This is a genomic window from Streptomyces sp. NBC_01224 (genome assembly GCF_036002945.1).
In the GTDB taxonomy this organism is placed as follows: Bacteria; Actinomycetota; Actinomycetes; order Streptomycetales; family Streptomycetaceae; genus Streptomyces.
Window position 1 is genome coordinate 4,818,368 of record NZ_CP108529.1, and the last position, 21,063, is coordinate 4,839,430.

The 21,063-nt window shown below is 68.5% G+C and carries 16 protein-coding genes and 3 pseudogenes; 8 read left to right on the forward strand and 11 right to left on the reverse strand.

Going from position 1 to position 21,063, the window contains the following annotated elements; genetic code table 11:
• The first annotated feature begins 35 nt into the window (after positions 1–35).
• Positions 36–1,295: an arginine deiminase gene (locus OG609_RS21515; RefSeq protein WP_327274302.1), complete on the forward strand. Its 1,260-nt coding sequence runs from the start codon at positions 36–38 to the stop codon at positions 1,293–1,295.
• 255 nt (positions 1,296–1,550) lie between these two features.
• Here the strand turns inward: OG609_RS21515 and OG609_RS21520 are convergent, their stop codons facing one another.
• From OG609_RS21520 to OG609_RS21530, 3 genes are all read right to left on the reverse strand, one after another.
• Positions 1,551–4,526, reverse strand: coding sequence for a trypsin-like peptidase domain-containing protein (locus tag OG609_RS21520; RefSeq protein WP_327274303.1), 2,976 nt, complete (start codon positions 4,524–4,526; stop codon positions 1,551–1,553).
• On the reverse strand, positions 4,516–4,827 hold the full coding sequence (locus OG609_RS21525; protein ID WP_327274304.1) for a trypco2 family protein: 312 nt from the start codon (positions 4,825–4,827) through the stop codon (positions 4,516–4,518). Before OG609_RS21525 ends, OG609_RS21520 begins: the two co-directional genes overlap by 11 nt.
• 434 nt (positions 4,828–5,261) lie before the next feature.
• Positions 5,262–7,958 carry a tetratricopeptide repeat protein gene (locus tag OG609_RS21530; protein ID WP_327274305.1) on the reverse strand — a complete coding sequence of 899 codons (2,697 nt, stop codon included), beginning with the start codon at positions 7,956–7,958 and terminating at the stop codon, positions 5,262–5,264.
• A gap of 598 nt (positions 7,959–8,556) precedes the next feature.
• On the opposite strand from OG609_RS21530, the gene OG609_RS21535 reads away from it, so the two are divergent.
• Positions 8,557–8,910, forward strand: a complete 354-nt coding sequence (locus OG609_RS21535; protein ID WP_327274306.1) for a beta/gamma crystallin domain-containing protein — start codon at positions 8,557–8,559, stop codon at positions 8,908–8,910.
• Positions 8,911–9,071: 161 nt separating this feature from the next.
• Here OG609_RS21535 and OG609_RS21540 read toward each other — a convergent pair whose 3' ends face one another.
• On the reverse strand, positions 9,072–10,310 hold the full coding sequence (locus OG609_RS21540; protein ID WP_327274307.1) for a hypothetical protein: 1,239 nt from the start codon (positions 10,308–10,310) through the stop codon (positions 9,072–9,074).
• 244 nt (positions 10,311–10,554) lie between these two features.
• On the opposite strand from OG609_RS21540, the gene OG609_RS21545 reads away from it, so the two are divergent.
• A complete protein-coding gene (locus tag OG609_RS21545; RefSeq protein WP_327274308.1) occupies positions 10,555–11,685 on the forward strand; it encodes a site-2 protease family protein in 1,131 nt (376 codons plus the stop codon).
• A gap of 477 nt (positions 11,686–12,162) precedes the next feature.
• Here OG609_RS21545 and OG609_RS21550 read toward each other — a convergent pair whose 3' ends face one another.
• Entirely contained in the window at positions 12,163–13,113 is a 951-nt protein-coding gene (locus OG609_RS21550; protein ID WP_327274309.1) for an alpha/beta fold hydrolase, read from the reverse strand.
• Positions 13,114–13,228: 115 nt separating this feature from the next.
• Here OG609_RS21550 and OG609_RS21555 point away from each other — a divergent pair, with 115 nt between their 5' ends.
• A complete protein-coding gene (locus tag OG609_RS21555) occupies positions 13,229–13,864 on the forward strand; it encodes a TetR/AcrR family transcriptional regulator (RefSeq protein ID WP_327274310.1) in 636 nt (211 codons plus the stop codon).
• 122 nt (positions 13,865–13,986) lie between these two features.
• Here the strand turns inward: OG609_RS21555 and OG609_RS21560 are convergent.
• A pseudogene (locus tag OG609_RS21560) lies at positions 13,987–14,148 on the reverse strand (ATP-binding protein); the annotation flags it as partial.
• A 460-nt stretch (positions 14,149–14,608) separates the two neighbouring features.
• Here OG609_RS21560 and OG609_RS21565 point away from each other — a divergent pair.
• Positions 14,609–15,208, forward strand: coding sequence for a hypothetical protein (locus tag OG609_RS21565; protein WP_327274311.1), 600 nt, complete (start codon positions 14,609–14,611; stop codon positions 15,206–15,208).
• 177 nt (positions 15,209–15,385) lie between these two features.
• Here OG609_RS21565 and OG609_RS46245 read toward each other — a convergent pair.
• Positions 15,386–15,765: pseudogene (locus OG609_RS46245) on the reverse strand (transposase); the annotation flags it as partial.
• 148 nt (positions 15,766–15,913) lie between these two features.
• Here OG609_RS46245 and OG609_RS21580 point away from each other — a divergent pair.
• Positions 15,914–16,690 (forward strand): polysaccharide deacetylase family protein, encoded by a 777-nt coding sequence (locus OG609_RS21580; RefSeq protein WP_327274313.1) that lies wholly within the window; start codon positions 15,914–15,916, stop codon positions 16,688–16,690.
• A 55-nt stretch (positions 16,691–16,745) separates the two neighbouring features.
• Positions 16,746–16,934 carry a hypothetical protein gene (locus OG609_RS21585; protein WP_327274314.1) on the forward strand — a complete coding sequence of 63 codons (189 nt, stop codon included), beginning with the start codon at positions 16,746–16,748 and terminating at the stop codon, positions 16,932–16,934.
• 188 nt (positions 16,935–17,122) lie between these two features.
• Here the strand turns inward: OG609_RS21585 and OG609_RS21590 are convergent, their stop codons facing one another.
• On the reverse strand, positions 17,123–17,860 hold the full coding sequence (locus OG609_RS21590; protein ID WP_327274315.1) for an NIPSNAP family protein: 738 nt from the start codon (positions 17,858–17,860) through the stop codon (positions 17,123–17,125).
• 126 nt (positions 17,861–17,986) lie between these two features.
• Here OG609_RS21590 and OG609_RS21595 point away from each other — a divergent pair, with 126 nt between their 5' ends.
• Positions 17,987–19,030, forward strand: coding sequence for a helix-turn-helix transcriptional regulator (locus OG609_RS21595; RefSeq protein ID WP_327274316.1), 1,044 nt, complete (start codon positions 17,987–17,989; stop codon positions 19,028–19,030).
• A 256-nt stretch (positions 19,031–19,286) separates the two neighbouring features.
• Here OG609_RS21595 and OG609_RS21600 read toward each other — a convergent pair whose 3' ends face one another.
• From OG609_RS21600 to OG609_RS46250, 3 genes and pseudogenes are all read right to left on the reverse strand, one after another.
• The gene (locus OG609_RS21600) at positions 19,287–19,958 is read right to left on the reverse strand and encodes a nucleotidyl transferase AbiEii/AbiGii toxin family protein (protein ID WP_327274317.1); all 672 of its coding nucleotides are present in this window, start codon (positions 19,956–19,958) and stop codon (positions 19,287–19,289) included.
• Entirely contained in the window at positions 19,955–20,302 is a 348-nt protein-coding gene (locus OG609_RS21605) for a transcriptional regulator (protein ID WP_327274318.1), read from the reverse strand. Before OG609_RS21605 ends, OG609_RS21600 begins: the two co-directional genes overlap by 4 nt.
• A gap of 7 nt (positions 20,303–20,309) precedes the next feature.
• Positions 20,310–20,691 (reverse strand): annotated as a pseudogene (locus OG609_RS46250) (hypothetical protein); the annotation flags it as partial.
• Positions 20,692–21,063: the final 372 nt, after the last annotated feature.

Below are 21,063 nucleotides of genomic sequence, written 5' to 3' on the forward strand. Positions count from 1 at the left end.
CGCAAACGCACACCCATCCGACCGAAAGGCACACCGTGACGAGCACCGACACCACCGAGCCGGCCCTCGGCGTCCACTCCGAGGTCGGAAAGCTGCGCAAGGTGCTGGTCTGCGCTCCCGGCCTCGCACATCGCAGGCTCACCCCCACCAACTCCGACGACCTGCTCTTCGACGACGTGATGTGGGTGGAGAACGCCCAGCGCGACCACGCCGACTTCGTCAACAAACTCCGCCGACGCGGTGTCGAGGTCGTCGAACTGCACGACCTGCTCGCCGAGACGATGGCCGTCACGGAAGCCAGGACGTGGCTCCTCGACCGCAAGATCACCGCGAACGAGGTCGGCATCGGGCTCCTGGACGACACGAGAGCCTTCCTGGAGACGCTCCGGCCCGGCCCGCTCGCCGAGTTCCTGATCGGTGGCCTGGCCGTCGCCGACCTCCCCGACGACTTCCGCTCCCCGCACGTGGCCCTGGCTCGCGAGTCCACCGGCGCCCGCGAGTATCTGATGCCCCCGCTGCCCAACACCCTCTACACCCGTGACACCACCTGCTGGCTCTACGGCGGACTGACGATGAACCCCCTGTACTGGCCCGCCCGCCACGACGAAACCCTGCTGATGAAGGCGATCTACACCTTTCACCCCGACTTCAAGGGCTCCACGGTGTGGTGGGGAGATCCGGAACGGGACTGGGGCCGGGCCACCTTCGAAGGCGGCGACATCATGCCTGTCGGCAAGGGCGTGGTGCTCATGGGCATGAGCGAACGCACCTCGCGCCAGGCCATCACCCAGGTCACGGACGCCTTGTTCAAGAACGGCGCCGCCGAGCACGTGATCGTGGCGGGCATGCCCAAACTGCGCGCCGCCATGCACCTCGACACCGTCTTCACCTTCGCCGACCGGGACCTCGTCACCCTCTATCCGAAGATCATGGATGATGTCCATGCCTTCTCCCTGCGGCCCAGCGACAAGGCCCCGGGAGTCGAGATCACCGACGAGGGCACGACCCCGTTCGTCGACGTGGTCACCAAGGGGCTCGGCCTGCCCGGGCTCAGGGTGATCGAGACCGGCGGTGATGTGTATGCCTCGGAGCGCCAGCAATGGGACAGCGGCAACAACGCCGTGGCCCTGGAACCGGGCGTCGTCTTCACCTACGACCGCAACACCCAGACCAACACCCTCCTGCGCAAGGCCGGCGTCGAGGTCATCACCATCGTCGGCGCCGAACTCGGCCGCGGCCGAGGCGGCGGCCACTGCATGACCTGCCCCCTGGTCCGGGACGCAGTCGCCTTCTGACACCCCACCGCCCGCGACCGTTCCTCACCCTTCCGGTACCGGCGTCCAGGTGATGGCCCAGTCGGACTGCGGCCGGCGGCGCCGGACGCGGACGCTGCCACCGCCGCTGCCCGACGGCCGAGCGGCGCGGCTCGGGCCGGACGGCGCGGACCTGCCGGGCGCGCCCGCGCATGCCTCAGGGGCCTTCCGGCGCGGTCCGGACAACAGACAAGCCCTGGGCCACCGGCCCGGGGCTTGTCTGCGCGACCCCGCGCGTCAGACCTCGCCGCGCAACCGCTCCGCCTCCTCGGTGAGCCAGGCCGGGCGGACCATTTCGACATTGCGTCCGACGCCGTCGGCGGCCCGGTCCAGCGCGTCGGCGGCCGCCTGCGGGTCGGGCACCGTCCGGGCGTGGGCCGCCTCGGCGAGCGCCTGTGCCGCCGCGGCTTCCGCCGCCCCGGCGAGCTGCAGCGAGGTGGCCGCCCGCTCGGCTGTCTCGGCCGCCTGCCCGTACCGGCCGTCGGTCCAGTACGCCCACGCCATGTTGTAGAGGCAGACTCCCTCGGTGCGCGGATTCTCCATCGTCGACGCCGCTCGGAGCGCCGCCTCCAGCGATGTCAGAGCTTCCGCGACCCGCCCCAGTGCGAGCATGGCCACGCCCTTGGCGTTGAGCGCGTAGTCCGTTGCTTCCTGGATGCCCGCGTCCCGGTAGGCACGCACGGCCCTGTCGCCCGCTGCGATGGTCTCCTCCCAGCGGCCCATGGCCAGCAGGGCCGTGAAGCGGGCGTTCCATGAACGGGCCTCGGTGAACAGGTCCCCCGACGCAACGGCGAGTTCGCTCAGCCGGTCGGCACCGGCAAGGGCCGCCGCCCCGTCGCCCAGAGTGCTGTGGGCGAGGCTGAGATCCAGGACGGCATGCACCTCGGCTTCGGCGTCGCCGTTCTCATGTGCCAGGTCACCGGCCCGGGCGAGCGGTCCCATGGCGGCGTCGAGGCGTCCCAGCTGACGGTAGGCGTCGCCCAGGCCGAACATGGCGTTCTGCAGCGCACGGCGGTCATCGAGGCGCTCGGCCATGTCGGCCGCCTCGGCGAACAGGTCCGCCGCTTCCGCCAACGGGCCCGCGCTCAACCGGGCGTACCCGAAGCTGATGAGATGGACAAGACGCGCCCGGTCGTCGGTCAACTGTTCCTCCAGTGTCAGGTGCATCGAGATGGCCGCAAGCACCGAGCCGTGCCAGACCATCCATTCGCTGATCGCACCCAGGACCAGTGCGGCGCCGTCCATGTCCCCGGCGCGCACCCGGTGGTCGAATTCACGCCGGTACGGCTGTATGTCGTCCAGGGTGCGCCAGTTTGCGCGGGGCGGTTCGATACGCGCGTACCAGTCGGCCGCCCGCCGCTCCACAGAGTGCCGTCCCAGCGCGCCGTCCCGTGACATGGCGCCGTACGCGAGGTCGGCGTCCATCGGATGCAGCGCGAAGGTGCGGCTGGCCCGGTCCACCGACAGCATGCGCATCTGCAGCAAGCGGGACAGGACCGGCGCGACGGCGAGCCCGGGATCGAGGCCGGCCACGATCCACTCGATCGCCTCCCGTGGCACGGGCGTGCGCAGCACCGCGAGGACGTTCAGCACGGTTCGGCCGTCGGGGCCGAGCCGCTGGTATCGGTCCTGGGCGAGCCCGGCGACCACGTCGCCCCGCAGGGTGAAGTCCTCCAGTACGTCCTGCAGCGTCGGCAGAGTCAGCATGTCGTCGGCCATGGCGCCCACCAACAGCTCCAGTGCGCGCGGAACCCCGTGAACGTGGACCGACGCCTGCAGCAGCTGATCGTCGGACAGCTGCGCCACGCCGAGGCTGCCGTCCTGGTCGAGTTCGCGCAGCAGCGCCACGGACTCGGTGGGCGGCAGCCCGGCGGACAGCTCGACCTCCGCGGCGAAACGGCGCAACTCGGGCGCGAGCAGCAACGGTATCTGCGAGGTGACCAGCAGCCGTGGCGTGGATCTGGCCCGGAAGAGGCAGTCGAGGAAGACCGCCAGTTCGTCCTCGTCGTCGAGCCGGCCGTCGTCCTGGAGCCGGTCCTCGAGGTTGTCCATCAGGATGATGAAGAGCTGGTCGCCCATCGCGGCGAACAGCTCGCCGAGCTTGTCCTGCACGGGGCGGTTCGTGGCCCAGATGTCCAGCAGACGGGTCTCGCGATCGGAGCCGAGCACGCGGGCACAGTCGAAGTAGAGGCGTTCCAGGGAGATCCCCGACGTACGGGTGCTCAGATTGACCAGCCCCGACGGAACCGGAGCCCGGGCGTGCCCCGGCCACTCACCCTGCTCCAGCATCTCCATGACCTTGGCCGCGACCGCGCTCTTGCCCATGCCCCGTCGACCGGTGACGGTCACCATGCGAATGGCCGGATCGGCGAGGTGACGGCCGATCATCTCGCGTTCTTCAGCACGGTCCTTGAACAGCTCGAGCCCATGCGTGACCGGCAGCCCGATGACCTTGGAACCCGCCTGCGGAGGCGCGGAATCCGCAAGGGCCGGCGCGGGGCCCACGTCGGGCAGCGCCTGGGGGTCGGCGATCGCCAACAGCCCGGCCAGCTCTGCCCGGCGCGGCTCGCCGACCCGGCTCAGGGTGTGGTCGATGCGTGCCGCTGTGAGCCGGCCCAGCCCTTCCCATCGGTGGTGCTCGGCGACCACCCCGACTATGTGGGACCCGGCCCATACGGCGGAGCCCGACATCCCCGACCATGGCGACACCTTGGGGTCGGGGTCGGCCGCCGCCACCGGAACGGTGATCTCCAGGGTGCCGGTCCTCAGGTTGGACAGCGCAGCCACGGTCCCGTCCGCCTGGTGCAGTTCCCGGAACTGCCTCCCATCGGCGCTGCGGCGGCGCTTCCACAGCGGGAATCCCGCCGCATGCACGTCGATGACGGCATGACGGTCGTCGCCGATACGCCCGAACGTTGCGGGCACGACGGGGGCGGTACCCGGCGGAGGCGCGAAGGTCAGTACAGCCACATCGGTGTCACTGTCCGACCAGGCCACCTCCGCGGCCGCGATCCACTGCCCCGGCCGGTCGGCATCGAATCGCACCCGCACGCCCGCGGCCTCGGACACCACATGGAGCGCGGTCAGCACCGCCGTGTCGCCGACCCGGTAGCCCGACCCGCGCCGCCCGCCACCGGCGGTGGTGGTGACGATGACCTCCGCGATGCGGTGCGGGTCCAGACCGCCGCTCACAGCCGCCCTGTCAGTCCTCACCGAGCAGCTCGTCCCCGGCGATCAACGCCGTCTGGTCCGGCGCGTCCGCCCGCACCGGCTGCAAGGTCAATGTGAGCTTCTGAGTGACCGTGGCCGACCGCTTCGTCGTCGCACTGGCGTCGAAAACCCAGAACCTCACCTTCACTCCCGGCTCGTGGGTCCGTTCCACCCCCACGGTCAGCTCGAGCTCCACCCGCTCAGCCTTGAACCGCAGGTCGGCGTCCTCACCGGCCGACATCGCCCGGCTCAGCTCCTGGCGCAGCTGCGCGATCATGTCCGCCAACTCCACCGCATCATTCACAAGCAGGGCCCCCAACCGGCTCTTGTGACCAACTACCAACTGACCAGAGCCACATCATCACGCATCAGCCCCCCGGCCCGTCCACCCCCGGCAGCCCCGGCGCCGAGGGCGCGGCCGTGAGACCTGTGCCCCGACGGACTGCACGACGAATCGGGGCCGGACAGGGGCGCGCGGGGCCGCCAGTTGGCCGGCGGATGTGGTGTACGAGTGGTGCGAGTTCTCTGATTGGTGCAGACAACAGGAAAGGCCCGGGTCTATGACCTGGGCCTTCGGCGTGGAGCGGATGACGAGAATCGTACTCGCGCTCCGAGTTTGGGAATCAACGGCGCTTACAAGTTCGAAAGTGTGTCTGACCTGCATAAATGTCAGTGCGGTCAGCGATTACGGCGCCGGGTGGCCTTTGCTTGCGACGACCGGCTGCCCGGCTGCTTCCGTCAGTCCTCGTCAGGTACTGCCTCGGCCCCGTCGCGTCCGCGCATGCGGACGTAGATCGGGTTGGTGGCAGCGGAGGTCTCATCCAGGCTGTCGGCCTCCGCCATCCTCCCCTCGGCACGGAGCGCGCGGACTACGTCGTGGGTGACAGCCGCCTCGTTCCACTCGTAGGAGCCGGACCGGTAGATGTCGAGTGCCGCTTCGAAGTCGGCGTGTGCCTCCGGGTACCGGCCGAGTTCCCGATAGGCGACGCCGCGGAGATGCCGGGCCATGGAGCCGGCATAGGCGTCCCCCGCTCGCCCCGTCACTTCGATGGCGTGGGTGAGCGGTTCGAGGGCTGCCTCTGACTGACCGGCCTTGAGGTGGAGCCAGCCGATGTCCCGCTGCGTGTGGGCCTGCCAGATCTCGTCGCCGACCTGCTCGAAGATGCTCAGCGCGGTCCTGGCCGTGGCCGCGGCCTCGTCGAGGCGTCCCATGCCCGCCAGGACGCGGATCCGGGCGTTGGTGACGCGCCCGACCCAGTGCCGCTCGCCCATCGGGCCGAAGATCTCCTCCGCCCGGTCGTAGCGCTCGCGGGCGTCCTGGCGGCGGCCGAGGAGGCGATAGATCTTGCCGAGAGCGTAGAGGCTGGCGCCCTCCCACCTGCGGTCGTTGAGCACTCGGAAGTCGTGGACGGCGGACTCCAGGAGGGGCGCCGCCTCTTGCGGGCGGCGCAGATATCCGAGGGTTTCCGCAAGGGTCCGCCGCAGACGCGCCTGGGCCCTCAGGTCCTCGGCACGTTCGGCAAGGCGCAACGCCTCCCGCTGGCTCTGCTCCGCCAACTCGGGAACGCCCCGCCACCTCTGGAACTCGCCGAGTTTTTCAAGTGAGTTGAGGACGTGCCATGCGTCGTCGGCGGCACGCAACCGGTCCGCGGCCGTGGTCATGTGGTCCAGTGCTTCCCTGAAGTCCTTCTTCACCGCGTACGCGCGGGCGACGACCATCTCGTCCCGGGCCCTCCCGACCGGGTCGGTGCTGTCGTCCGGTTCGTTACGGAGAAGAAGCGTCAGCGCGGTGTCCGGTACACCTTCGGCCACGGCTGCCGAAGCGCGGGCACGCCGCAGGCTGGCGAGCACGCGAGGCCGGGTCTCGGACGGTGGCGCATCGAACACCCAGTCCGCAGAACCAGTAGGAAGGTTGATGTCATCGAGGAAGTAGGACAGCGCCTCCCCGATCTCGGCCGCCTCGGCGTTCATGCCGAGGCTTCTGGCACGGCCGATGGCCCAGTGAAGCCGCTCCTGCTCAGCGGACACCCAGCCGGCGGCCGGCTCCCGGCCCAGATCGCAGATCCTTTCGGCGGACACGTCCGCACCGAGTTCCGGCGCACGCTGGGCAGCCAGGCCGACCGCGGCATCACGGTATGCCTGGACCAATCGGGCCTCGTGCCGGCGCCGCTCCTCAGGCGGCAGTTGCTCGTACTGCTCGGCTGCGAAGACACGGATCAGATCGTGGACGCGATAGCTGGTACTGGCCTCCTCGCCCCCCTGTGTCTCCATCAGGCTGACCTCGATCAGCTCGTCGCACGTCGCGAACGCCGACCCGCGGGTGGTGCCGACGTACTCGAAGTGCCAGTCGGTGAACCTTCCGGCCGGGAGCGAGGCGATCAGTCCGAACGCCGCCCGGGTGGCCCCCTCGAGGTCCCGGTAGGTGAGCGTCAGGCATGCGTTCAGACTGTGGTCCTCGAAGACGAGTTCCCTCAGGCGGAGCTTCTCGTCCTCCAGCCGCGCCTGCATGCGGCTCAGGCTCAGGTCGGGCCGTTGCGCCAGCTTCGAACCGACGATGCGCAGAGCGAGCGGGAGCTTTCCGCAGAAGCGGGTGATCTGCAGGGCGGCTGCAGGGTCACTGGTGATGCGGTCGCGGCCGGCGTAGTGGGCCAGCACGTCCAACGCCTCGCTCTCGTCCGGCAGTGAGACGGGCACGGCCCGACGCAGGGTGACACCGGAGAGCGGCTTCCGGCTGGTGACCAGGACTGAGCATCCCGCGCCCACCGGCAGGAGCGGACGCACCTGTTCGGTGCGGTGGGCGTTGTCCAGCACGATCAGTAACCGCTGGTCGTTGGTGAGGCTGCGGAGAAGGGCAGACCGGCCGTCGACATCGGCCGGGAGATCGTCGCGAGCGACATCGAGGCTGAACAGGAGGTGCTCCAGCGCCTCGCTACTCGTCCTGGGCGTGTCGCCGTCGCCCTGGAGGTTGACGTAGAGCTGGCCGTCGGGATAGGCACCCTTGACCCGGTGTGCCGCGGTGAGGGCGAGAGTGGTCTTCCCTACGCCCGCCGCGCCGTGCACCACGACGATCCTCGCCTGGCTCTCAGTGGCGTCCACCGGCAGAGACGCACGGGACGGAGCGGGCACATCCCTGAGTAACGTCAGTAGTACGTCCAGCAAGGACCCGCGCCCCACCAAGGGCTCCACCCTGGGGAGTTGGTGCCGCCGGGTCCGGTCCGACACCGCCGTACGTACGGACTCCTCCCGTCGGGCTTTCACTGCCTGGTAGGCGACGATTCCGCCTGTCACGACAGTGGCACCGACGGACACCACCTTGGCCGTCGTCCCGCCGAATACATTGAAAATGAGGTCACCGGTCGTGCTCAGAGCAGTAGCGCTGAAAGCCGTCCCGGCCAGGAGAATCGTGTTGCGACGTGAACTGATCTCCCCCGCCATGGACATCCCCCCGAGGTCGGCGTGGCCCGAATGATGCCACGACGGCGAGGGCATCGACCAGTGGAGCGACGCGAAACGTACGGCTGCGGCATCCCGACCGCCGCCCTGCTGCATCTGAACTCGGCGCGGGCGGCGCCCCGGTGTACGGGCGGAGCCTTGACCAGATGCGTGAGATGGGGGTCGTCGGTGTCGGACGTCAGCAGCGCGACCGGCCTCGGCCGGCGTAGTGCCACTCACTGATCGTTTCAGAATGAGGTTCGGAGTCGTCTCAAGTGGGACGTGCACGTCGGCTCCACCGTCTGCCGCGCCCATCAGCATGCTGCCGGAGCGGCGGGGGTTCGGGCTGTTGCTTGCTCGACCGTACGCCACGGCATTACCTCGAGTTATCACCTTTTTGATGTGTTTTCCCTGGCTACAGCCGGTATAGCCTCATTCCGTTTGTAGCGTGGAGGCAGCATCGTTCGAGCTGCCCGATGGGGTCTCATGGCTGCCTGGCGGGTCGTATCCGGTTTCGGGCTCGACGAAGCACCGTTCCGTCATGACGCAACATCGCCGACAGGGTCGGCCCGTGCGCCGGCCTTCTCGTGAAGGAGAATCTGTGATCTCGAAAAGTAAGAGGGCTGCGCGTTCCGTGGCCGTGGCGCTCGCCACAACTGCCGCGCTCACCATCGGCATGCCGAGCGGTAACGCCTTCGCCATCGACCACGTCCAATGTGTGGGCGGGGAGAACTTCTTGAAGATCTGGTCGCACCTCGATGGCCGTGAGAGCGTCGACTGCTACGCGAACGGCGGGAAGACCGACTTCGGCGGGTGGTGGATCGACCGGATCTCCACGGGCAACAACGACCTGATCTACTACGACGCCAACGGTGACTCGGTGAAGATCGAGCGCTGGCACGACATCACCTTCCCGAACCATCCGCCGAGGGTCGTCGCCATCCAGATTGTGTGACGAGTTGACGTCCGGTTGCGGGGAATGACTGTCTCGGCCACGCTCTTCCGGGCGTGGCCGGGACGCGATGGCTTACTGATCGTTTCTTTGATGGAGGTCGGACCCCGTCGGCCCGTCAGGCCGGTCCACACGTCCTGGGCATTGCCGGCGGGCGGTACGCCTCACGGGTTTGCCGGCAGCTGCAGCCCCGTGCAGTTCCCGCGCCGCACCTGGTCCTTCGCGAAGGCGGCTACGTACTCGCGCAACAGCACGCTCCGCTGATTCCGCTCGGCTGCCGTCAGAGGCTCGTGCTTCTTGCCTGCCTCCCCGTAGAGGGATTCGTAGCCCCAGTGCGCGGCGAAGCCGGCATTCTCGCCTCCGCACTTGGCGACGGCCCACGCCCTGTCCTCGGTCAGCGCGGGCTTCCAGTCGGCGCCTTCGCCCATCGGCAGCGGGGCGGGGCCCGAGCCCATCTCGCGCAGCTTCCTGCCCCAGTCACCACGCCAGCTGGTGAGTTCGACGAGCGGATTGCCCGGCCTCGTGCTGTTACTCCCGTACGCGTCGTCGCCAGCCGTCTTCGGCGCGTTCAGGGTGCAACGTCCGACGACCCCGCCGTCAGCGATGGCGATGCGGACCTCCCCGTCGCGTCCTTGCGCCGGGACGCGGGTGGTGGCGAGAGCGTCGCAGGCGGTGCCCTTCGCTTCCGCGCGGGGCACATACCTGCCCGTGTCCGGTACCGCCCCGTCCTTCGGCGCGGGCAGCGGCTCGCCACCGCAGCCGAGCTTCTCTGTCACCTCGTTCGTCATCCGCACCGCGAGCCGCAGCATGGCCGCCTTCTCCTCGCGGCTCTTGGCGAAGTACGTCCAGGTGCCCACCAGCAGCCTGCGGTGTTCCGCAGTGGGGCCCTTGCCGCCGCGCGGGCACTCGGGCATGAGATAGACGAGGCTGTTCTCGGCCTCGAAGCCGGGCAGCCCGCCCGGCAGCACGGCGTGCGGCGGATAGGAGCTGCCTATGTACCGCATCTCCTCTTCCCGGTCCGCCCCGTCCAGATAGGCGTTTACGGCGACCACGACCTTGTCCTTGTCGTTCTTCAGCACGCAGTGGTATTGGCCGAGGTCCTCGTCGAAGGACTCCTGCTCCGTCCCGAGCCGCGCGTCCGTCCGTACCGTCTCCAGATCGCTGCCTGGCAGCTTGCCCCCGCACGCCTCACGTGCCAGCCGGCGTACCCGGACCCGGAATGGGCGGGCGGGCTCTTCGGGCAGGTCGGCGGTCAGCAAGCTCGTCCCGGGGTCGTGCTGCTTCTGGCACGCGACCACTTTGCCATGGACCAGGAGCTCGATCTCTCCGTTTCTTCCGGGCCCGACGTTCACGGTGATCGAGTGGTCACCCTGATCCAGGTGGAGGTGATGGCTGTGCCCCATGACGCACCTCCACGGTGCTGTCGGCAGGTCCAGCCCGGACCCGGCGCCCCCTTTGACCGTATCTGCGCAGCGACGCGCTGAACGGAGTCCACGGAACTGAGGAAGGAACGCGTCCTGGGCCCTGGCCGACTGCGGGAGATTCCGAGAGCGACAATTGTGGGTGGGTGCGGTACTGGTCGGTTCACGGAGTCAGGTCGCGAGGTCCTGCCCGGTGGACCGGGTGCCGAGCCGGCGGGAGACGACGATGAACGGCTCGGTCCGTGTCGGACAAGTTGTCGGGGTACCACTGCGGATGCACTGGAGCGTGCCGCTGCTGGTGGTCCTGCTCGCGTACGGTCTTGGCCGCCAGACCCTCCCCGCATGGACTCCAGGGCGCTCGAATGCGGTGTACACCTTCGCCAGTGCCGTGGGAGCCGTGCTGCTCATGGGCAGCCTCCTGCTCCACGAGACGGCACACGCTGCGACTGCCCGCAGGAAGAAGATCGCGGTACAGGATGTGACGCTGTGGGCGCTGGGCGGGATGACCCGGATGGGGCGACCGCCGACGGCCGCGGTGGCTTTCGCAGTGGCGATCAGCGGGCCGCTCACCAGCCTGGCCATCGGAAGCGTCGCGCTCGGAGCGGGAATCGGGCTGCACACGCTGTCCGGCTGGGCGGTGCCCGCCGCCGTTCTGGTGTGGCTCGGCTGGGCGAACCTGTTCCTGGGCGCATTCAACCTCCTTCCCGCTGCGCCGCTCGACGGCGGAAGGGTGGTGCAGGCGCTGTTGTGGTGGCGTACCGGAGACCGGGAACGTGCGGATCGGGCGGCCTCCCGAAGCGGTCAGGTCGTGGGCGGGCTGCTGATGGCCTTCGGCTGGATCTCCTTCCTGCGAGGGGCGCCGGGCGGGCTGTGGCTCATCGTCGTCGGTCTCTTCATCACGGTCGTCGCCGGCGCCGAGCGGCAGCGCGCCGTGATCCACACAGCACTGCGGGGCATCAAGGTCGCCGACGCCATGTCCAGCCCGGTGACCACCGGCGCCGACTGGCTGACCATCCGGCATTTCATCGATGAGGTGGCAGTGAACTCCCGCCATTCCACCGTGCCGCTGCTCGATTTCGAAGGCCGTCCCAGCGGGATCGTTCAGATACGCAAGCTTGCCCGGATACCGGGAGCGCGCCGGGAGGCGCTGCGCGTGCGCGAGGTGGCGATCCCGCTGTCACAGTGTGCGGTTTCCGCCCCGAGTGATCTTCTGAGTGAGGCTCTCGACAGGCTCCGCCCGGGTGCCGGCATGCGCATTCTCGTCGTGGACGGGAACCATCTGGTGGGGATCGTCACCGCAAAGGACATTTCACGGCTGATCCAGCGGCACACACTGGGGGGCCAAGAGCCCGAATGAGCCCGGGTTCCGCAGCGTCGTCGGCGATGTTCACCCCTCGGCCAGGAGACCCGTCGTCTTCGCCGAGGCGGGGCAACCGTTGGATTCAGACGGAGGCCTGTGGAGACGGCGCCTTCCATCTCGACGAGCAGTTCGAGAACCCCGGTTGCACACCAGAGATCATTCCGATGAGGAGGCGCCGAGGCGCATTTTCGCGAAGGACGCCGGTGAGTCGGCGAGTGCTTCGTGAGAAGTAGCCCCTGACCTGCCCCTGACCTGCGGAAACAGCGGCCTCGATGGCTCACTCCCGAGGTGGGCGAAGGTCCGGTATTCATCGCTGGTCACCGCTCTGAGGGGAACGGATGGGGCACGGTGCGCAGTGGTGGCTTCCGCTGTCGTTCACCGGTCCTGAGGCGGGCGACCGGCGTGTGCGGGGTTCCTTCGAGGCCGGTGGTTCATAGCCGCCACGCCGACGAACAGTGTTCCCAACTGCAGGTACTACGCGTCGACTGCTCCGTCAACGGCGGCCGGGCCGAGGGAGTCGACGTCCTCCATGAAGCTCAGCATCCGGGCGTTGACCAGGTCGGGGTGGTCGATCTGCGGTCCGTGGCCGGTTGCCGCGACGATTTCGGCGCGGGCGCCGGGGATGACACGCGGTACGCGCTCCAGCTGCCGCTTCGGGTGCACGAGCAGGCTGCGCTTGCCCATGATGAGGTAGAACGGCGTCCGGATGGAGCCCAGCTCTTCGTCCGACAGGGGCAGTGGGGCGGGGCGGCGTATCCGGAAGGCGCGGACGCCCGCCTGGATCCACTTGCGCAGTTCGGGAACGACGAGTACCGGCTGCTCCAGCCAGGCGGCCAGGCGCGGGCGCAGCGCCTTGGGGGCGAAGGTCGCGAACAGGCTGGCGAAGATCCACACGAAGAAGCGCAGGCCCACCTTCTCCAGGCCGCCGGGGTCGAGGGCGGTGACGGAGGCGAGCCGGCCGGGGCGGAGGTGCGCCTGGTTGATGACCAGCCAGCCTCCGTAGGAGGAGCCGACGAGGTGGACCCGGTCGAGGCCGAGCGCGTCGAGGGCCTCGTCCATCCACCGGGCCGCGCGCTCGGGCTGCCACATGGGTTCGCGCTGGACGCTGCGGCCGGGGTCACCGGGGGTGTCGAGCGCGTAGACGGGGCGTTCGGCGCTGAGCGCGGGGGTGTTGGGGTACCACTGGGCCGAGCAGCCGCCCGAACCGTGGATCAGTACCACCGGTGTACGGGACTCGGCGGCGGGGTCCGCAGGGCCGTACCGGTAGACGTGCGTGGTGCCGAAGCTCGTCTCCACGTCCGTCTCGGAGCGGGCGGGCGCGCCCATCGCGTAGAGCGCGTCGCAGGCGGCGAAGTACCGGTCGCGCAGGGTGTCGTTGACGTAGTGGCCGACGTCGCGGCGTACACGGGTCGTGTTGTCGGGCACGGTGGCACCTCCTGGAAGATCCGTTCTTCGTGATACGACCGTACCATGATGTTGATACGGCGGTACCATGAAAAGAGGCTGCTGACCCATCACCGACGGGCGGAGACGCGAGAACATGCCGAAGCGCGTGGACCACGAGGAACGGCGCAACCAGATCGCCGAGGCGCTCATTCGGGTCGCCGGACGGCGCGGACTGCACGCTGTCGGCATGCGGGACGTGGCTGCTGAGGCCGGCGTGTCACTCCGGCTCGTGCAGTACTACTTCGAGACCAAGGAGAAACTGCTCTTCTACGGGCTCCAGCACCTGACCGACCGCTTCACCGCACGGGTGGCTGCCCGTCTCCGCGCCGCCGGTACGAACCCGGGCCCGCGCGCGACGATCGAGGCGCTGCTGCTGGCCTCCCTTCCGACCGACGAGGAGGGGCGCACCTTCCACCTTCTCTACACCTCCTACTCGATCCTGTCCGTGACCGACGAGGCGCTGGCCGCCCAGCCCTTCATCGACAACCCCGACGCCGCGGAGAATGCCCTGACCGGGCTGCTCGAACAGGCCCAGGCGTCAGGCCTGGCCGATCCCGGTATCGCCGCGCGCACGGAGGCGATCAGCCTGCTCGCCATGACGGCGACCATGGGCACCAGCATCCTCGTGGGCCAGCGAAGTCCGGAGTCGGCCGTCGCGGTACTACGTCACCATCTGGACCGGATCTTCTCGATCACCGAGACGTCGGTGCATGCGGCGGGCTCGATCTGACGCGCCATCAGGGTGCTCGTGGTGGCGCGAATGGCGCGTGGGCTCCGAGAGGCCTGGACAGCGAAGAAGGCCCAGGTCTCTGACCTGGGCCTTCTCTCGAAAGCGAGGTGCGTGGCAGGGGTGATCTTCTTGGCGATGGGGGAGCGGTCGGCGCCGGCGAGGTCGATCTCGGGGGCATTGGCACGGGTCCAGTAGCCGCCGATCGCGTTGGTGTCCTCGGGCAGTCGGTCGTCGGTCAGGCGCCGCAGAGCCTCGCGGATCACCGGCTCGACGGCGCGGCCGCGTCAGGACGTCCTACTGGTGCGGATCGATTGGAGTGGGAGCACCGGTGCTGCTCCTTCGACTCCGCCTGGGCCGTGGGTGAAGAGACGGCGGCCCCGCGGAGGCGGCCGTAGGGGCGAGGCGTGAAGTGCCCGATCGGAGGGGCGACCGCCGTGGTTCGCTCGATTGGGTCGCCGGGTTTCCATTCGACCGAGGCCGCTCGCATTTCACTTGGCGGCTGACTTAGTTCCGAAAACCCCGCCGAAGCGGTGAGTCACCTCTTGGGCCTCACCCTATTTCTCTACGGGGGCTGCGTTTCGTCGGCGATTCGAGAGGTTTTGTCTGCTGTCCTGTCGGAAGAAATTACTCGGAGGGTTGACTGTACTTTCGTGAGCGCGAAGGTGTGCGTAAAGGGACTGGCTGTTCATTTTCATGATATAGTCCTAATGAATTTACAGGACGCCACGAAAAAAGGGGAATGGCGTGAATATCGAGAAGGTCACGGCTCGACGTCTTACGGCCGCAGAGGTTTCGGAATTGGGCCTCCAGGACGGAATCTTCGTCTCGGCGGAGATGGATGGCCTTCCTCTCGACTGCTATGCCCCGGCTTTCCTTACGGGGCCGGGTAAGAATTTCGAGGGAGGGTCCTTCACCGCGAGGACGATCTTCGGTGAGGAAATTCATGTTCTCCCGGACAATGTCGAAGAGCGCGGGATCTGGATTGCCGACAAGGCAGGGGAAGAAATCGAGGTTCTCCGGAGTGCCGGCGTCCTCCTGAACCTCGCCCTCTTCGTGCCCGACGGGAGCAAGGAATCCCTGGAGTCGCTCTACTCCGCCGCACGGGACGCGTTCGGCGCGGGGATCGTTCAGCGCTGGAGCGAGGAAACCGTCGCGGTGCCGGACGTCAAGGTCGACCTGTACGAGGAGCCGGCCCGGGGGCGGAAGAACACGAACGGCCAGAACCGCGACCGCCGTGCCCTGGACATCTACCCGACCCGAGTGCGGTTCCTGGAGCCCAGCGATGGCTGGAGGTTCATTGTCGAACCGCACAAGGAGATCGTCGATGACACACCGACGATCTGACCTGATGGCAGGTTAGCCTCGATACTTTGCGGGAGCCCGTCAGCTTGCTGACGGGCTCTTCTTCGTTTGCTGGGGCGTGTGGGCAGGCCGCTGGCCCGATTGTCGCGTTGGGCAGGCGCCGGGGTCCATGTTTCCGGTGGGATGGTTCAGGCTCGTCGGGACAGGTGGATCTGCTGATCAACCGGGGTTCGGAAGGGCGCCGAGTCGCTCGATCGCGCTGGTGATGACGTCGGTCCAGTCCCAGTGGTGGGTGAATCGCAGGTGCCGGCGGCGGGCGGTGGTGATCAGCTGGGTGGCGGCTGAGAAGAGGCGGAGTCGTAGACGGCGGGGTTCCCGGAGCCGGGCCGGGCCGGGCAGGCCGGTCGGGGCGAGCATCGGCATTCAGGCCGGCAGTGCGAGCTGGACGATCTCCAGCCAGGTCTGGTTCTGGGCCGTGCCGTGCACGGGAGGTTGCGTGAGCCGGTGGCGCGCGCATTGCTGATGCGGTCCTCGGCACGGCGCTGTCGGTGCCGCAGTGCCGGCTGCGCGATCGGGGTGTCCTTGGTGTCGGTGGCGAAGCGGGCCTCGTCTGTCGCGGAGCTCCTGCGTTTGTTGCCGGCCCCCTGCGAATTCGTCAGCGATCGGTAACAGAGGGATCTTGCACGGGCGTTCGTATGTCTTCATGAGGGCACGGCATCGGCGGAGACAACAAAGGGGCGGGCGGACATGGCGAGGCATAAGGGAAGGACATGGCACGGCCGGCTTCTCGCGGCGGCGCTCGGGGTGACAGCGGTGGCCGCTGCCACCTCGGTGTGGACCGCACAGGCCGGCCCCGTCGGAGGGGGTCCTCAAGCGCGTGTCTCTGCGCCGGACGCCCAGCGCCAGGACCAGGTGGCCAAGGTGTCGGCGGACATCGCGCATGCCTCGGACCGCGGCGCCCGGGGCGTCAACATCACCATCGATGACGGACCGGACCCGGTCTGGACGCCGCAGGTACTGCAACTGCTGAAGGACAGCGGTGTGAAGGCTACGTTCTGCATGGTGGGCACGCAGGCCCAGGCACACCCGGACCTGGTCAAAGAGGTCGTGGCGGCCGGGCACCGGCTGTGCGACCACACGATCTCGCACGACACCACCATGGACACCAAGTCCGAGGCATACCAGTCCCAGCAGATCCTGGATGCCGAACGCATGATCACCAAGGCGTCCGGGGGCGTCCGACCGCAGTATTACCGGGCCCCGGGCGGTGCTTTCACCCCGTACAGCCGGCAGCTCGCCGCGTCCCGGGGGATGCGGCCGCTGGGCTGGAACGTCGACTCCAAAGACTTCGAGCGTCCCGGTGTGGACACCATGGTCGCCACCGTCAAGAGCGAGATCTCCAACGGGCCGACCGTCCTCTTCCACGACGCGGGAGGGGATCGCTCCCAGACCTTGGCCGCTCTGCGCGAGGTGCTGCCCTGGCTGAAGCAGCAGGGGTACTCCTTCGGCTTCCCCGTGCGGTGAGTGAGGCTCGCCCGCACTGACATCGGACCCGGACCCCCGGCACCGGCAGACAGACATGAACAAGTTGGTCGTCGCAACCTCCGACCAGTCTCAGGTGATCAAGAGTGGCCAGGCGGCCACGTTCTACACACCGCAGGCCGACGGTAAGCAAGTCTCCATTTCGGGCGAGTACAAAAGAAGCCCCCGGCCACTGGCCTGGGGCTTTTTCATGGAGCGGGCGACGAGAATCGAACTCGCGCTCTGAGCTTGGGAATCACCTGGCGCTTCGGCCGGTGAGTCTTATCTGACCTGCGGGAATGATGACTCCTGGCCCTATTCTGGCTGCCCTGGCGAACCCTGTGTCGTCCGCTGTTCACCGCCCTTACTGGCACTTTGTGGCACGTCCTTGCCGCAGGCGCCCTCGACCGCCTCTCCTGAGGTGCCGGTTCGGAGTCAGATCAGCGAGCGACCGGTCGGCCCGAGCCGGAGTACCTGAGGTGCTGCTGTCTGTTCCCGCTCGACACCTGGCAGGATCTCGTCCCGTGCCAGGGAGTGGGCTTGCATGTCGGCGAGGTGCCGACAGTGCGCACTCTCGTCGGGGTACGAGGTGAAGATCGCGGCGACGTTCTCGCCGGCGCGGACCGGTAGCCCGGCGAATGTGTTGTGCGCGTGCTCGGTGGTCAGGAAGGCGAGCGGTGCGGGTCCTGTCTCCTGGAGCGCGGGGAGGAGGCCGTCCCGGATCAGCGCGATGCCGTTCTGCCGTCCGGGAGGGAAGGACCACACGGTGGCGGACATGAACCGGTCAGGCGCCGTAGCGCTGACCGGGGGCCGCCCGGACAGGGAGCCGGTGAAGCCGCCCCCGGCCGACACGGGGCGCAGGAGGAGGACATCGTCGGAGTCGAGCATGGTGTCGTTCGCCTGCGGACCGTGCTCGGCCCAGACGGGTCCGCCGTAGAAGTTCGTGAGCGCGCGATGGCGCGCCTCCATGTCCCGGAATCCGCGCAGCCAGACGAAGCGGTCCGGATCGTCGAGGTCCCGGAACTGGCCGAGCACACTCATCCCCACGTCTTCCTGGGATTCGACGAACTCCCGGTCGAACAGCTCGATGAGTTCGTCGCGCCGACCGGGACGCAGCGTGTACTGGCGAAGCTCGATCACGGCCGGTGGGCCGACGAGTTCGGTGGGTGGCACAGCAAGACTCCTGTTCGATGTTCTCCGGGCAGGGCTCCCGGCCTGTTCGGTCGTAGCCGGGAGGTGGTTCGACGGTAGGGGAGCTGTGTGACAGGTGCTGTCAGGGTTTCCGAGGAGAATGCGCGCATGTCTGCCAGTCGACTGCTCTCGGTGCTGCTGTTGCTGCAATCGCGGGGGCGTATGTCCGCGCGGGGAATCGCCGACGAGCTGAACGTGTCCGTGCGCACCGCCTACCGTGACGTGGCACGTCTGCAGTCCGCAGGGGTCCCGGTCTACGCGGAGCCGGGCCGCGGGGGCGGCTACCAGCTGCTCGACGGCTACCGCACCCGCCTCACCGGGATGAGCGAGGGCGAGGCGCGGACACTGTTCTTTGCCGGACTGCCCGGGCCCGCCGCCGACCTGGGATTCACGGCCGAGATGTCGGCGGCCCGGCTGAAGCTTCTTGCCGCGCTGCCGGCAGGACTGCGCGAGGAGGCGGCACGGGCCGCGGCGGTGTTCCACCTGGACGCCCCCGGCTGGTACCGGGAACCCGAACAGACCCCGCATCTCCCCTTGTTCGTCGACGCGGTTCTCACCCGGCGTGCGGTGGATGTGCGCTACCGCCGCTGGCGCGCCCCGCAGGAGGTGGATCGCCACCTCCACCCCTACGGCCTGGTACTCAAGTCCGGTACCTGGTACCTCGTGGCCGCCACCGACAAGGGGACCGCGACCTACCGCGTCGCCCAAGTCCTCGACGCGGCGCTGGGCGACGAGCGGTTCGACCGGCCGCAGGACTTCGACCTGGGCGCGTACTGGGTCTCCTACCTCGATGACTTCCAGGCTCGCCGCTACACCGGCACAGCCACCGTCCGCCTGTCTCCCCGGGGACGCCGGCGCCTGCCCGACAACGTCCCCCCGGAGGTGGTGCGGGCAGTCGACTCCACCGCGACCGCTGTCGGCGACGACGGATGGGTCGAGGCGGTCATCCCGGTCGAGGGCACCGAGCACGCCTGCGGCGAGCTGCTGAGGCTCGGTGGGGATGTCGAGGTCGTTGCACCGGCCGAACTCCGCCAGGCCATGGCCGCCACCGTAGGGATACTCGCCCGAGCCTACGAGAACAAGGAGCCAGGTGGTGCGCTGGTCCGCGATGCCTGGAGAAGTCTGGGCAACGACGAGGCCCCAGGTCGCTGACCTGGGGCCTCGTGGAAGAGCGGGTGGCGAGAATCGAACTCGCGCTCTGAGCTTGGGAATCACCGGTGCTTGTACACTCGAAGTGCCTCTGGCCTGCATGTTTGACCCTGAGATGCGAGGCCGGCGTGGTCTCAGGGCGCCGAGCTTGACCGCTGTTGTCCGCCCCGAAGGGCATGGATGGGGCACGGCGACCGAGGGGCTGGCAGCCTCTCTTGCGAACCGCATTCCTGTCGAGCGGTCGGCATCCGTGAGGCCATCAGTCCTCGTGCGGAGCCTCAAGCTCGTGGAGCCGTTCCCCGATGTCGTCGGCCCAGGCCTGTGCCCACTGCCGCAGCCCGGCGATTGCCCGCTCGCCGAGTCCGTAGGCGGCGAATTCCGTGTCGTCGATCCAGTCGGCTCCGCTCAGCCGAGCTTGAAGCTCGCTGAGGTCGAAGGAGTCGCGGGCATGGCGCCGCCCGAGCTCTTCGAGTTCGACGGGGTTCCAGCGGTCCGTGGCGGCCTGTACATCGATCAGGTCCCTGGCGAGTCCACGGTCGGCCAAGGCCCGGACCTTGGTGCCGACGACATCTTCGAGGGACAGCACCAAGCCGTGCTCGGTGTGTACGGGTGGTCGCCAGAGTGCCTCCTTGAGGATGTCGACCTCGCACTCTTCATGGCTGGCAGGATCGGTGACGATCAGACGTGCGGACAGCGGGTCTGTTTCCAGGGTTCTTACGCGCCATCCGCGCTGCTCCAGCCCGGTACGTACGACGGTAGCGATGTCCTCCATACGATCTGGGTTCTCGGTTGCGACATCGAGGTCCTGGCTGAGCCGGTCGACCAAACCGTGCGCCTGGACCGCATAGCCGCCGGTGAGCGCGAGGGGGTAAGCGCCGCCCACAGCGAGCACGTCTGCAAGCAAGCGGCGGTGCAGGTCCGTGAGATTCACGCAGCGGCCTGGGCGCTGTGAGCCAGCTCGCCGAAGGCGCTCTCCCAGACCTCACGGACATCACGGCTGACCAGTGTGCGCAGTGTGGGCCAAAGGCCGACGAGAAGGTCCCGGTTGAGGTATTGGACCAGGTCGTCGTGCTGGCCCTCGGCCAGGACGATGCGGTAGTAGCTCATCCGCAGCCGGGGCCGGTCGAGGTCGAACGTGGTCAGCCCTGACCACGCAAGGTGGAGCGGCAGGCGTACCGGGCCGTGCTTGGGACCGGCAAGCTCGGAGAGCGCTGCGGGCAGGCGCCGGGCGAACTTGGCACGACGGAGATCGGAAAGACGAGGCTGTGATGCCATACATCGATTATCCAGGAAGAGCCGACGACGAGCCGCTCGGGCCGCAGACACCACTCCTGCGAGCAGGAGACCGGCCCGCTGCCCCGCCGGCGGCGAGCATCGGGTTGAGCAGGCCCACCACGGCGAGTGGGGTGATCACGACGTTGTAGCCGAAGGCCCACAACAGGTTGCCGCGGATGGTGGCGAGGGCGCGGCGGGCGAGGGCTTCGATGTCGTCGCGGACGAGGGTGACGTCGGCGGCGCCGATGGCGACAACGGTGCTGGTGCCTGTCGCGGTGCCGAGGTCGGCCCCGGCGAGCGCCGCCGCTTCGTTGACGCCGTCCCCCGACGACCGCGACACGTTTCCCCTCCGCGCGCAGCGCGCGGAGGAGTTCCGCTTCGCGCTCGGGGACCGGCGGTAGAACTCGGCCCCCAGCACCAGCGTGATGCCCACCAGACCGCCCACGACGATCGAGAGCGCCTGGCCACCGGTCTGGCTGATGGAGTGCGCGACGATACCGGCCACCGCACCGACCAGACCTGCGAGCGTCGCCCGCGCTGAGATCCGGGCGCCTGGCCCCCCTGCGCGATTGCGGCGTGTTGTCACAAGAATCTCCCCTGACTCCCTGTCGGCCCCCGACAGTGCTGAGTCACCGCCGATGCCTTCAACACCCACCGCCCCGAGGGGTATACGGAACAAGAAGGAACCAGCCGCGCAGCCGTCTCCGCCTCTCGCTACCGCGATGCGCGGTACGGAGGAATCACCTGTACCCGGCCATCGG

Bases quoted from the DNA above. Each gene is read 5' to 3' on its own strand.
- OG609_RS21605 (WP_327274318.1), bottom strand. From the start codon at position 20,302: ATGGCATCACAGCCTCGTCTTTCCGATCTCCGTCGTGCCAAGTTCGCC.
- OG609_RS21545 (WP_327274308.1), top strand. From the start codon at position 10,555: ATGAACGGCTCGGTCCGTGTCGGACAAGTTGTCGGGGTACCACTGCGG.
- OG609_RS21595 (WP_327274316.1), top strand. From the start codon at position 17,987: ATGTCTGCCAGTCGACTGCTCTCGGTGCTGCTGTTGCTGCAATCGCGG.
- OG609_RS21540 (WP_327274307.1), bottom strand. From the start codon at position 10,310: ATGGGGCACAGCCATCACCTCCACCTGGATCAGGGTGACCACTCGATC.
- OG609_RS21530 (WP_327274305.1), bottom strand. From the start codon at position 7,958: ATGGCGGGGGAGATCAGTTCACGTCGCAACACGATTCTCCTGGCCGGG.
- OG609_RS21555 (WP_327274310.1), top strand. From the start codon at position 13,229: ATGCCGAAGCGCGTGGACCACGAGGAACGGCGCAACCAGATCGCCGAG.
- OG609_RS21580 (WP_327274313.1), top strand. From the start codon at position 15,914: ATGGCGAGGCATAAGGGAAGGACATGGCACGGCCGGCTTCTCGCGGCG.
- OG609_RS21585 (WP_327274314.1), top strand. From the start codon at position 16,746: ATGAACAAGTTGGTCGTCGCAACCTCCGACCAGTCTCAGGTGATCAAG.